Origin of the sequence: Streptomyces pratensis (assembly GCF_037137275.1) — a bacterium.
GTDB classification, from domain to species: Bacteria; Actinomycetota; Actinomycetes; order Streptomycetales; family Streptomycetaceae; genus Streptomyces; species Streptomyces pratensis_B.
Genome location: NZ_JBBBEN010000092.1, coordinates 264,705 through 277,486 on the forward strand (window position 1 = coordinate 264,705; position 12,782 = coordinate 277,486).

Sequence of the window (12,782 nt, forward strand, 5' to 3'; positions counted from 1 at the left end):
AGGAGGACGGCCCGGCGCGCCATGAGTGCGCCGGGCCGTTTCCGTGTGCCCGCCTCCCTGACCGGGGTCAGAGGGGCACGACGACCAGGGCGTCGGCGACCGGGCGCTCCCGCGCCGTCGCACCGTCGCCGGTCCGGGGGCGGTTGCGGAGTCCACCGTTCACGATCATGGTGGTGGAGCCCCCGCCGTCGAGGTTCATGGCGTCGTGCGCGCCGAGCGACCGCATCAGTTCCGCGGCCTCGCCGAAGGTCGCCCCGACGCTGCCGCCGGGGTCACGTCCGTCGACGGTGACGAGCAGCAGGGCGCCGTCCGCCGTGACGCCGGCCAGGGTCCGGGGATGGCGCTGCCCCAGGGCCGTGGTCGCCACTCCGTTGGCCTCGATGTTGATGTCCGTCGCGCCGGCGCGCAGCAGCCGGGGGCCCGCCCCGACCATTCCCGCGCCCTCCTCCGGGATGCGGCGACCCTTCTCGTCGTACACCCGCGAGGTGATCTCCAGGACGGTGGAGGCCCGGGCGTGCCGGCGCAGCCACGCCGCGCCGTTCCCGATGCCCCGCAGGACTCGGCCGTCGGCGGGCACGGGGCCGGTGGCCGAGCGCAGACGCAGGATGCGGCCGTCGGAGGCCAGGACGGCTTCCACCGCGTCGGCGCCGCCCGCGGGGGTGACGGGGCCCCAGTGGGGGGTGAACAGGACCAGCTCGTCGCCGTCCGTGCAGAGTTGGTTGTGGACGGGGCCGGTCGTGGGCTGTCCCGTCCGCTCCAGGATGTCTCCTCCGACGCCCCCGCATCCGACGATCCGCCCCGGCGCCCGGTTGATGCCGTCGACCGGACGAGCCGCGCCGTCCGCGGCCGTCACCCGGATCACGGACCGGGCTTCGACGATGCGCGGTCCCTCGCCCCCCGTCCCGAGCAGCAGGGCGGTGCGCCCGTTCGCCGCCTCGCTGAGCAGCGTGCCGTTCTCCACCAGGAGCCCGAGCGGGTCCCCGTCGTGGCCGCTGAAGGCGGCGCCCGTGCGGATGTCGAAGAAGGACCCGTTGACGGCCGCGACGGCCCCGGCGCCGCGGGCGAGGGACCGTACGGTCTCCGCGGAGTCGAGCCGGGAGCCGTGCACCGGGAGCACCCGGACGGGCGCGGAGCGGGCGATGGCCAGGACCTGGTGGCGCACCGGGCCCGCGGACATCCGGACCGTGTGCTCCAGGTAGGTCACGCCGGACGGCAGAGGGGCGGACGGCGATCGGGCCGGCCTGGGTGGCGAGGCTCCCTCGGACGGTCCGCGGGCGTCGTCGGGCGGCGGGCCGTCGGCGGAGCCGCACCCGCTCAAGGCCCACGCCCCGGCCCAAGCGGCCAGGAACCGCCGGCGCCTCATCCGGCGTGGGCTCCGGGGAGGAGTCCGGGGGCGCGGCCCACGTCCTCACCGGCGTACACCGTCACCTCGGACCAGGTGCGGGCTCCCGCGGCGTTCTCGTAGCAGACGGAGAAGCGGTCGTAGCCGGTGGCTCCCGGCACTCCGATGTACGTGATGGTTCCGTCCGCCAGCGCGGTGACCGCGCCGTACCGGGGGAGGCTCACACCGGCCACCCGCAGCCCCGCCTCGGCCGCCGCGCGGTCGACGCCGACGACGGCCCGGCCACCGGGCGGTATCGCGAGGCTGCGGCCCGGGAGCCAGGAGCGCCGCACCCGGAATCCGGCGTCGGTGATGTGCGCGGACGACACCAGCTTCTCCCCGGCGTAGGACATGACCCCGACGCACACCTTGGGCAGCAGGACAGCGCCCTCCGGGGCGTCGTCGGCGACCGTGAGGACGGCCGTCACGGCGCGCGGCTCGTTCCCCCTGGCGTAGGTCGCGTACCGCCCGTTGGGGAGGTGGCCGAGGCCCTGGAGGTTGGTCATCGTGGCGTGCTCGGCCACGACGTCGTCGAAGATGTAACCGTAGGACCGGTAGGGCCCGCCCGACGGGGTCACCTGAAGGTGCAGTCGGATCTCCTGGCCGGGGACGACCGCGAGCGCGGGGTCCGTGTCGGCGTACAGCTCCAGTACGGCCGACACCGCCGTGCGTTCGGGATGGGCGACCTGAATACGTGCCAGCGGATGCCAGTCGTTCATGTGACGACCTCCAGGGTCCGGGTGCGAGTGAGCTCGTCGAAGACGTGGTCCTCCAGCCATTCGACGCTGTCCTCGGGGACGTCGGGGCTGTCCAGGCGGGCGAAGCGGTCGGGTTCGAGGATCGCTCGGTCGCGGAGCTCGCCGGCGACGAAGCGGGCGCACTCGATCGCTCCGGCCGCCCGCAAGTGGGTGTTGTCGGCCACGCCGTCGGGGAAGTTGCGGTGCTCCCCCGGTTCCAGGTGGAGGAAGATCCGCCGGGTGGCCCGCGGTCCGGCGCCTCTCCACCGCCCAACGCTCCACTCGTTGAGGTCGATCAGCGGTACGGAGTCCGCCTCCGCGACCTCTTTCATCGCCAACGGGTACAGGCCCAGCAGCCGCCGCAGGTTGCCCTGGGCGTCGAAGGCCCGGCGTTCGTGGCTGGTGACCAGCACGGGGTGGGCCCCCCGGTCCCGTGCGCCGCCGACGCAGCGGCGGAGGTAGCGCTGGTAGTCCGTGAACGGCTCGGCGAAGCGCCCCACGGCGTGCTTCATGTCGATCAGGCCGAAGGAGACCAGCACCAGGTCGCTCGGACGGGCCTCCCGCAGAATCCACCCCAGCCTGCCCCGTTCCACGAAGCTGCGGGCACTGGCCCCGGCGCGTGCGCAGTTGACGGTGTCGATGCCCCGGAGGAAGAGGGGGAGCGCCTGCCCCCACCCCGTCATGGGCTGGAGGCTGCGCTGACGGCTCGCGACGCTGGAGTCACCGGCGAGGAACAGGGTCCGCGGGCGGCGGCGCACTACGCCCATTCCCGGTGCCGGTCCTGCTCGCGGAACTCCGCGCCGCTGTCCGGCCCGGAGTCGGGCATCGGCCTCGGCGCGGCCGGCGCGTCGGCCGCCCGGCTGCTCTCCACGGCCGCTTCGAGCCCTTCGATGGCCCGGAAGACCCTCTCGGAGTTCGCGGTGTCCCGACGCCCGAAGAAGGCGTCCACCCGGGCCCGGTACTGGGGCTCGACGGCGAAGTCGCGCTGCACCGTCCGGATGATCTCGCGGACCGTGGAGTCCACGTCGCGGCAGACCGGACCGAACCCGTCCCGCTCGAACGCGTAGTAGCCCCGCTTGTAGTGGTTGCCGTAGAACTCATCCTCGTCGAACGGCGTGTACACGATGGGCGTCCCCATGTACGCCACGTCGAAGAAGACGGAGGAGTAGTCGGTGACCAGCAGCGAGCACTCGCGCATCGCCAGTTGGACGTCCCGGCCGTCACCGGTGACCGTGACCGACGGGTGGTCGATCCGGAAGTGGTGCAGGTAGGGCCGGATCTCGTAGTGCGGCATGAACTCCAGGTCCACCCCGTACTGTTCGAGCACGCTCAGCAGGCGCTCGTCGCGCAGGAGGGTGGAGAAGAAGCGGAAGTACTCCGAAGCGGCGAACGGGACCTTCGCCTTCGCCGCCTTGTCGTACGACGGCGCCACGATGTCCCGCCGCCAGGTGGGCATCAGCAGAATCCTGGGGCGTTCGGTGCGCACCGGCTTCAGCGCGTCGAAGCGGGGGAAGCCGGCCGCCGCGACCCGTGCGTAGCCGTATCCGCAGTGCTCGGCGAAGTACGACCGCTCGGCCTGACCCACCGTCAGGAGCAGGTCCACGCTGGTGACCTGGTGGTGGACCGAGGGCGCCACGTCGTTGTAGGTGACCCCGTGCTGGAGGAAGACCCTGCGGTAGTTCAGCAGATCGCCGTAGCCGCGCAGGAAGGAGCTCTTGCTCAGTTCGGGGAAGCCGAGGTAGGCCTCCAGGTCATAGGGGTTGATGAGTCGCTTGGCGTGCAGCAGGTACACGCGGTACTTGCGGGACGTGCGGTCCAGCACCCGCCCGTACGGCGCGACCTTGGCGCGGTCCTTGGCGTCGCCGTTGATCGCGTAGTAGACCTTGCGGCGCGGGTGGTTCTCCCTGATCCAGCGGAACAGGTGGTACGCGTTGTCCTGCGCCGTGTCGGCCCGCTCACCGATGATCCAGATGTTCTTGCGGTGCAGTCGCGGGTAGCTCAGCACGTACGCGAGGCGGGTACGCCAGCCGGGCCGGCCCGGCAGCGCGGCCCGGGCCTGGCGCAGCAGATGCCAGATGCGGCCGCGCAGCTTGTTCACGGCGCCGGTGAAGTAGCGGAAGACCACGGAGTCGTCCTCGCGGACGCCGAGCCACAGCCGGTCCCTGCCGATGCGGCGCATGCCCTTGAAGCGGTGCAGCATCAGCCGGGCGCTGACGGGCGCGTCCGTGTGCCGGTCCCCGTCGTGGAAGCGGAGCGACACCGTCAGGTCGCGTCCGGAGAGCGGGGCCAGGACCGAGGGGTCGGCGCAGGCGCGCCAGCCGCCGAACCAGTCCCGCTCCTTGCGGACCCGCCAGCGGTCGCGGCGGTAGACCTGCTCCGCCTCGATGGCCACGGACCGCGTCCCGTCCGTGCAGACGAGTTCGAGACGGTTGGTGAGGAGGTGGGCGAGGTCCACGCCGGTCAGCGTCATGATGCCCTCGAACTGCAGCTCTCCGTCGCGGTAGCGGACGCTTTCGAGCACGCCACGCCGGCGCTCCACCCGCAGCAGCCTGGAGGCCACCGGGTCGGCCGCCAGCTGCCGGTACATGCCCTCGTCGTCCAGCCGCACCCGGGGCTCGTACTCCGCCCCGCCCAGCGGGTCGCAGAACAGCCGGAAGTCGCGGGTCCGCACGGCGTGGTGCTGGATGCGGGAGACCGGGTGGACGACGTACTGGAGGAGCAGGTCCTCGGGGAGCCTGGCGTAGACCGAGCAGAGTTCCTCGAAGACCTCGCCGATCTCCGCACGGTTCATGATGCGGTGGTAGTTGCGCAGGTAGGGCTGGTAGGAGCGCACCACGAAGCGGTGGATCAGCCGGGCGGAGGGGGCCTCGATCCGGTCGGCGAAGTCCAGCAGGAAGCGGTTCAGCCGCAGCCGCTGCCGGACCTTGACCGGGTCGTTCCAGGCGACGTCGAAGAGCGAGTCGTTGTGGGCGGGGTCGCGCTCGAAGTAGACGTACCGGTCGACCAGGCTGAAGGAGCGGGCGGCCACCAGCCCCACCAGGCTCAGCCAGGTGTCGGCGAACGGGCCGCCGTCCGCGGCTCTGAGCCCCTGGCCGCGCAGCAGCGAGACCCTGAAGAGCTTGTTGCCGAGGTCGGTCGAGAAGACCATGTGGGGGGCCTTCTTGACCAGGTCGGTCAGTCCGCGCGCGCCCTTGCCGAAGTACCGCTTCCACGGCTCGTCGGCGTTGCGCCGCGGCCCGGGGAAGGTGTCGTAGTTGCCGATCACCACGTCGACGTCGTGCTGGAAGGCCGATTCGGTGAGCTGCCGCAGGCTGTCGGCCCCCAGGATGTCCCGCCCCCGGGCGAACAGCACGTACGGCGCGGAGACCTGGGCCAGGCCCTGGTCGTACGCGCCGGCGGCCCCCTGGGCGGGGAGCCGCAGCACGCTGGAGTTGCGGTAGTAGGCCGCGAAGTTGTCCAGCAGTTCGGCCGTACGGTCCGTGGAGCCCTCGTCCACGAGGACCACCTGGGTCTCGGCGAAGAGGCTCTGCGCCGCCAGCGAGTGCAGGAATTCGTACAGATGGTGCTCGTCGTTGTGGCAGTGGACGACCAGCGCCGTCCGGTACGAGCGGAGGGCCGGCAGGGGCCCGACCTCCTCGCCCCCGCGCCACCAGTGCCAGGGGGTGCCCCGGCGGGTGTCCTGCCGGGAGCTCTCCCGGGTCTCCGGCCGCAGGGCGACGTTGCCGCTGACCGTCTCGTACATCTCGATCGGGCCAGAGGGCGACCGGTAGCGGTCGCGGGTGACGTCGAGGCCGTGCACGGCGACCGTCGTGGTCGCGCGGGCGCCGGCGTGGCGGATCTGGACGAAGAGGTTCCAGACCCCGTCGTCGGCGGCGGCTCCGACGCTGGAGTCGAGGTCGAGCACCGACTGGTAGTGCACCCGGTGGTCGTCGATCTCCAGCGCGTTCACCGGGAAGACGTGGTCGCGCTTGGTGCTGCGCAGCCGTAGCACGGCCTTGAGCTCGACCTTCCCCTCGGAGAACCTCCCGAACTGGTTGAGGATGAATCCGGAGAGGTGGAGTTCGCCGTCCCTGATCTCCAGTTCCGTCGCCTGGTTGAAGAGCCGGGCGTCCCCGAGCGGCCTGTCGGTGAGCTCCAGGTCGGTGACGTCGAGGAAGTGCTCCGCCCGGGGGAAGTGCAGGAGCGACTCCGACCAGTAGACGCGGCCGTCCCGCTCGACCAGGTCAGAGCTGAGCACGCTGCGCCGCTGTGCGTAGTCGGAGACGGACAGCGCGAGGTCCACCCGCTCGTGGATGAGGCAGAAGGCCCGCACCCGCTCCAGCACGCCGCACAGCTCGTAGACGGCGGGTTCCAGGGAGCGCAGGTAGGGCGCCACGACGCCGGCGAAGCCCTGCCGGTAGCGCTCGTCGCCGGAGCGGAGCTCGCGGGCGTACAGATGCAGGTCGTGCGAGAGGAACTTCACCACCTTGTGGGCCAGGAGTTCCTGCTCGCCGACCTGGCGCAGGAAGTTGTCCGTGTACTGGTGGACGGCGACCCGGTCCTGGATGCTGCGCAGTTCGCCGCGGCGGTTGGTGATGGAGGGGGCGGAGGAGTCCCGCTCCCACATCCAGCGGTAGACCGGCGCGGTGATGAACGTGATAGAGGCGGCGCGGTAGTTGGCGAGGGTCGAGAAGTAGGTGTCCTCGTAGTACACGCCCTCGGGGAAGCGGACCCCGTTGTCGTGCAGGAAGTCGAGCCGGTACAGCTTGCCCGCCGCGATCGGGTCGTCGAAGAGCTGGGGCAGCGCGCGCAGCCCGGCGACGGTACGGGGCGCGGCGTAGAGCTGGGGCTGCCAGACGGTGGTCTCGTCGGTGTTGAGGTTGACCCGCAGGGTCCGGCCCGCGGTGATCTGGGACCCGGTCGCCACCGCGGAGGCGAGGAGTTCCTCGCAGGCCTTGAGCGGGAGTTCGTCGTCCGCGTCGAGGAACATGACGTACTGGCCGGCGGCGGCCATGATGCCGTCGTTGCGCGGGGCTCCGACCCCGCCGCTGTTCTGCGGGCGCTCGATGATCTGCACGCGGCGGTCCTGGGCGGCGAACTGCCGGGCCACCGTGAGCGTGCCGTCGGCCGAGGCGTCGTCGACGACGATCACCTGGACGTTGCGGTGGGTCTGCGCGAGAGCGGAGCGCAGCGCCCGTCCGAGGGTGGCGCTCGCGTTGTATGCCGGGACCACCACGGAGACGGTGAACACGGACGGGTCGACCGGGGAACTCATCGTACGGAACCTTCGTTCTCCACCCAGTACGGCAACGCTCTGAGCTGCTGGGTCTCGATGTCCTGAGCGTGCTGCGGGTACGGCTGCGGGTAGGGCTGGAAGCCCAGGTCGTCGTCCTGCTCGGGCAGGGGGAACTGCCGGGCGAGAGTCTCCGGCCGGCCCTCCTCGCCGAGGTCGCCGGCCCGGCGGTGGCGGCCGCGGTGCAGGTGCTCGGCGATGGTGCCGGCGCTGGGCGGTGTCGGAGCGAGCTTCTCCATGAGCCGGGTGAAGTCACGGGTGGAGAGCCAGAACTTGTACATGATCACCAGCTCGAACGCGCCGAGGGCCGCGGCCGAGACGGCCGTCGTCCAGAGGATCTGGTTGATCAGGGGCGCCACGATGAAGATGAACATCTGGAACTCGATGCCGCTGATGAGGTGCGGTCTGATGCGGCTGCCGAGAAGGGCCTGGCGGAAGCGGGTGTACCAGGGGAAGCGGTGGCGGAACTGCGCGTGCAGATCGACCACGTCGCCCTGTTGCTGCTTGAGGACCTCGGCCTCCACGCCGGGGTTCTCCCTGAGCAGGTCCTCGATGAAGACGACGCCCGGCTGGTCGGGCTCGGGGGCGGCCGCGCGCTCCTGCCGCTCGGCCTCTTCCTCCTCCAGGCGCTTGCGCTCCAGCGTCACCTTCTCGATCTTCATGCGCATGGACATGCGCATCTTGTAGATCTGCAGGGCGTCGACGTACCGGAGCATGTCGAGGAAGACCACGGCCAGGGCGGCCAGCAGGTAGAGCTCGTTGTGGGTGCGCAGGTACTGCCCGCCCATCAGGGCGAGCGCGCAGAACAGGACCCTGATGCGGTCGAAGACGTAGTCGAGCCAGCCGCCGAAGACGGTGCCGTTGCCCTTGAGCCGGGCGAGTTTGCCGTCGATGCAGTCGAGGATGAAGCTCAGGTGGTAAAGGGCCGCGCCGATCGCCAGCGACCAGGCGTCGCCCTTGAGGAAGAAGTAGGCGGACCCGAGGCCCACGAAGAGCGCCGCCCAGGTGACCCGGTTGGGGGTGATGAACTTGAACTTGGCCATCCCGATCAGCATGCGGGTGGCGACGGGGTCGACCAGGAGGACCGTCCACCAGGCGTCGCGCTTCTTGCACGTCAGCTTCTGAACAGCCTTCAGCGACAGCTTCCCCATAACCCCTCAGACCTTGCATACCGGCGAGCAACGCGACCCCAGCGGCTTGCGAGAACACGCGATCAAGGGGGCATCCACATCGTGGACACAGGAATTTCACCTGCTGTCCATATAAGTTTCAGGGCGAGACCCTAGCAAGTTCAAAGACAAACGAAAACTGTCAATGGTTGTAACCAGACAGACAAGATCAACTTTTGAACTGTTACGTCCGGTACGTCACCCGACGGTGAGCCACACGCCGAAAGCCAGTCCGTTCACTCCGGACTCCTGACGTGCGACCCTGAGCCGGCCGTCGGCCCCCAGGAGCGCGATGACCGCCCTGCCGCGGCCGTCCACCGCCACCGCCGGCGGCGCCAGCGAGGTCTCCCCCACGTCGAACCACCAGACGCCGCCCTCCGGCCGACCGTCCTCGTGGGCCCCCACGGCGCACGCGCCCGCGTGCCCCCATCGGGCCAGCACCGTGCAGCCCCAGCCCTGGATGTCCACCCCGGCCACCCCGGCGATCGGGCCCGCGCCGTCCGCTCCCTGGAGCCCCACCGGGCCGCCTCCCGGCACGCCGACGCACACCTCGTTGGTGGCCGCGTACCGGAAGCGGACCGCGCCCGCCTCCGGAGCCGCCGACAGGCTGCCGGGGTAGGGGCTCACCACCGGCTCCGCGTCCAGGGTCCACGCCCCCTGGGGCGCTTCCTGGTGCCAGCGGACGGCCGACGCCGCGTCCCTCGTCCTGGCCCAGACCTCGGCGCCGCCGAGCCTGCCCGGGACCGCGACCAGCTCGTCGGCCACGGCCGCGCCCCGCAGATGCTGCCACGCGCCCCACTTGCCGTCCGGCGTCTGCCGACGGGTGCTGACGCCGTGCCCGAAGTTGCGCGCGAAGACGTGGAGGTTGCCGCCGGCGTCGAAGACCGCCGTCGGGAACCCCACCTCCCGCGCCTTGGCGCGGTCGTTGGCGTTCGGGTTGCCCGCCGAGTGCCACGGGCCGAGAGGGCGGCCGCTCTGGTACTGCGTCGCGTGCACCACGTCGACGTGCTCCTTGCCGTCGGCGCGCTTGGCCCGCCGCAGGCCGATCAGGTGCACGTATCCGTCGGCGTCCTGGACGACGGACAGGCCGGGAAGGAGGTCGGGGCCCTCCAGCAGGTCCGGGCCCGACCAGTCGTCGCGCCCCGCCGTCCGCTCGGTCCAGCGCAGCACGCCCCCCGCGGACGGCAGATACGCCGAGAGCCTGCCGTCCGTGCCTCTGACCAGCCACCGGGTCGGCCGGGGGTGACGCACGCAGGCCTGCGCGCCCAGCCGCGGGTCCGCCCCCGCCCTGCGGCAGTCGACGAACAGCGGCGTTCCGCGTTCGCGCTGGTACCTGCGCGCCGCGGTGATCGTGGCCCGCGCCACACTGCCGCGCAGCGACGGTTCCGCGATCACCGGACGCTTGGCCTCGGCGTCGAACGCGACGTGCGCCGGGTCGGGGTCCAGCGTCCGCACCCGCAGGGGTCGCAGTTCACGCAGGGCGTCGAGCACGAGCGCTGTGATCTTCCCCACCTCGGCGTCGAGTACCCAGGGGTCCTCGGGAACCCGGACGCCCCTGCGCGCGCCGTCCGCCACGGCCCGGTCGAGCGCGGCGCGCTCGTCGGCCGTGCCCGGCTGCGCGCACACGACGAAGACGGTGGAGCCGGACTCCTCCTCTGCCAGCGGCGCGATCGCGTCCCCCGGTGTGGCCACCACGACCGCCACGCTTTCCGGACGGACGGCCGACGACGCTCCCGGTCCGTGCGGCGCTCCGCCCTCCCGCCCGCCCCGGCGTCCCCCTCTGCGTGCCATGCGCCCGACGATCCCCTCTGAAGCGGAACCGGGTGTTCAGATGCGTCCCGGCTCCCAAGAAGATATGCGCTCTCCCTTCCGGTCAGGAAATCTGTCTATAGTGCTCCAGCATCCGATTGATCCGAGCAAGCTCGATCAAAGGACGCCCTCCCGCAGCCGTGCCGCCCAGCGCCGAAGCCGCGGTGAGAGAGCCGCGTACCACCGCCCTCCTGCGGCTTTCGGCAGCCGATCCCCACGGAGGGCCCGACACGCCTCAGTGGTTACCCCACTGACCCAGGGGCCCAGACGATGACGAGCTGTGTGTATGTCTGACGACTCCGACCTGCCTTCCCGCCGCAAGCCCAAGAGCCGCAGGGCTCCCAGGACGCGCACCCGCGGACAGCGCGTCCGGCGCGCAATCCTCTTCACCCTGCTCGCCCTGGTGCTGGCCGGGGGCGGGACCGTCTACTGGCTCTACAGTCAGCTGGACGGGAACATCAAGGGCGTCGACATCGACGAGGCGCTCGGCGACGACCGCCCGGAGAAGCTCCCCACGGCCGGGCAGAACCTTCTGGTGCTCGGCTCCGACTCACGGGCGGGCGCCGAGAACAAGGAGCTCGGCGGCGGCGGCGCCGTCAGCGGCGCCCGCTCCGACACGGCGATGGTGGTGCACATCCCCGAGGGCCGCACGAAGGCCGTCGCGGTGTCCATCCCCCGCGACACGCTGGTGACCCGTCCCGTGTGCTCCCGGCCCGACGGTTCCGAACTCTCCGAGGCCGACCGCGTGATGTTCAACTCGGTGTACGCGGCAGCCGGCCCCGCCTGCGTCGTCAAGACCGTCGAGAAGATGTCCGGCGTCCGGATCGACCACTACCTGGAGATCAACTTCGCCGGGTTCAAGGACCTGGTCGACGCCATCGGCGGGGTCACCGTGGACGTTCCTCAGGACATCCACGACACGTCGTCCGGCCTGAACCTCACCGCCGGTCCGCACAAGCTCAACGGCACCGAGTCCCTGGCCTACGTCCGGACCCGGGAGGGCATCGGGGACGGGAGCGACCTCGGCCGCATCGGGTTGCAGCAGCAGTTCATGATGGCCCTGCTCAGCGAGGTCAAGTCGCAGGACCTGCTGGGCAGTCCGGCGAGTTCCTTCAAGATCGCGAACTCGGCCACCAAGTCCCTGACCACCGACTCCGGGCTCGCCTCTCTGACGTCGCTCGCGGAGTTCGCCCGCTCGATGAACGGCGTCGACCCGGGCTCGATGGAGACGATCATGCTTCCGGTGGCGTACGACGAGCAGGACAGGAACCGCGTGGTGGCCGCCGAACCGCAGGCCGGCCGGCTGTGGGAGGCGATCCGCACGGACTCCGCGATCCCGGAGTCGGCCAAGAAGTCCCCGGCCACGGGCGGCTGACACCGTCTCACCGGAACGACCGACGCGGCGCGACCGTGCTCAGCGACGGGCCTCGGGGTGGGAGAAGCACCAGCCCTCCCAGGCCGAGGCCACCATCTCGCGCACCTCGTGCCGCGCCGTCCAGCCCAGCTCCTCGCGCATGCGGTCGGCAGAGGCGACCACCCGTGCCGGGTCCCCGGGGCGGCGGGCGACCACGGCCGCCTCTGCGTCGGGACCGTATCCGGCGACGTCGCCGATCAGAGCGATCATCTCGCGCACGGAGACGCCTTCGCCCCGGCCGATGTTGACCGTGAGGTCGCTGCCGTCGCCGCGGTCGCCGAGCACGCCCGCCACCGCCAGATGTGCGGAGGCGAGATCCTCGACATGGATGAAGTCGCGGACGCAGGTGCCGTCCGCGGTGGCGTAGTCGTCCCCGAAGATCAGCGGGGCCCCGCCCTCTGTGAGCTTCTCGAAGACCATGGGAATCAGGTTGAAGACGCCCGTGTCGGCGAGCTGCGGGCTCGCCGCGCCCGCGACGTTGAAGTAGCGCAGCGAGGCGGTCGCCATGCCGTGCGCCGCGCCCGCAGCGCGCACCATCCACTCACCGGCGAGCTTCGTCTCACCGTACGGGTTGATCGGCGCGCACGGCGTCGCCTCGGTGACGAGGTCCACATCGGGGAGGCCGTAGACGGCCGCGGAGGAGGAGAAGAGGAACCGCCGGGCCCCCGCCGCCGTGACGGCTTCCAGAAGGGTCTGGAGGCCGTGCACGTTCTCCCGGTAGTAGTGGAGCGGGAGAGCGACGGACTCGGCCACCTGCTTCTTGGCGGCGAGGTGGACGACCCCGTCGACGCCGAACTCCGACAGCGTCCGGTCGAGCTGGCCGCGGTCGAGGGTCGATCCCTTGACGAACGGCACCCCTTCGGGCACCCGGGCCGGGTTCCCCGTCGACAAGTCGTCGTACACCACTACACGTTCGCCGGCGTCGAGCATCGCCTTGACGACATGCGCCCCGATGAAACCCGCACCACCCGTGATCAGCCAAGTCATAGGGTCATATTAA

8 protein-coding genes are annotated in these 12,782 nt (G+C 71.1%); 1 reads left to right on the plus strand and 7 read right to left on the minus strand.

Annotated elements, in window-relative coordinates:
• Positions 1 to 67 precede the first annotated feature (67 nt).
• The 6 genes from V9U70_RS18055 to V9U70_RS18080 all read right to left on the minus strand — a co-directional run bounded on the left by V9U70_RS18055 (position 68) and on the right by V9U70_RS18080 (position 10,254).
• Positions 68 to 1,204: a phosphodiester glycosidase family protein gene (locus V9U70_RS18055; RefSeq protein WP_336676474.1), complete on the minus strand. Its 1,137-nt coding sequence runs from the start codon at positions 1,202 to 1,204 to the stop codon at positions 68 to 70.
• A gap of 155 nt (positions 1,205 to 1,359) precedes the next feature.
• Positions 1,360 to 2,100: an Ig-like domain-containing protein gene (locus tag V9U70_RS18060; protein WP_336676475.1), complete on the minus strand. Its 741-nt coding sequence runs from the start codon at positions 2,098 to 2,100 to the stop codon at positions 1,360 to 1,362.
• The gene (locus V9U70_RS18065; protein WP_336676477.1) at positions 2,097 to 2,885 is read right to left on the minus strand and encodes a rhamnogalacturonan acetylesterase; all 789 of its coding nucleotides are present in this window, start codon (positions 2,883 to 2,885) and stop codon (positions 2,097 to 2,099) included. Before V9U70_RS18065 ends, V9U70_RS18060 begins: the two co-directional genes overlap by 4 nt.
• Positions 2,876 to 7,372 (minus strand): bifunctional glycosyltransferase/CDP-glycerol:glycerophosphate glycerophosphotransferase, encoded by a 4,497-nt coding sequence (locus V9U70_RS18070; RefSeq protein WP_336676479.1) that lies wholly within the window; start codon positions 7,370 to 7,372, stop codon positions 2,876 to 2,878. Before V9U70_RS18070 ends, V9U70_RS18065 begins: the two co-directional genes overlap by 10 nt.
• Positions 7,369 to 8,541, minus strand: a complete 1,173-nt coding sequence (locus tag V9U70_RS18075; protein ID WP_336676480.1) for a CDP-alcohol phosphatidyltransferase family protein — start codon at positions 8,539 to 8,541, stop codon at positions 7,369 to 7,371. Before V9U70_RS18075 ends, V9U70_RS18070 begins: the two co-directional genes overlap by 4 nt.
• A 216-nt stretch (positions 8,542 to 8,757) precedes the next feature.
• Complete coding sequence (locus V9U70_RS18080) at positions 8,758 to 10,254, minus strand: hypothetical protein (protein WP_336676482.1); 1,497 nt, start codon at positions 10,252 to 10,254, stop codon at positions 8,758 to 8,760.
• Positions 10,255 to 10,654: 400 nt separating this feature from the next.
• Between V9U70_RS18080 and V9U70_RS18085 the strand changes: the two genes are divergently transcribed.
• Complete coding sequence (locus V9U70_RS18085) at positions 10,655 to 11,743, plus strand: LCP family protein (protein WP_336676483.1); 1,089 nt, start codon at positions 10,655 to 10,657, stop codon at positions 11,741 to 11,743.
• A 39-nt stretch (positions 11,744 to 11,782) separates the two neighbouring features.
• Here V9U70_RS18085 and galE read toward each other — a convergent pair whose 3' ends face one another.
• Complete coding sequence (gene galE / locus V9U70_RS18090) at positions 11,783 to 12,769, minus strand: UDP-glucose 4-epimerase GalE (protein WP_336676484.1); 987 nt, start codon at positions 12,767 to 12,769, stop codon at positions 11,783 to 11,785.
• Positions 12,770 to 12,782 lie beyond the last annotated feature (13 nt).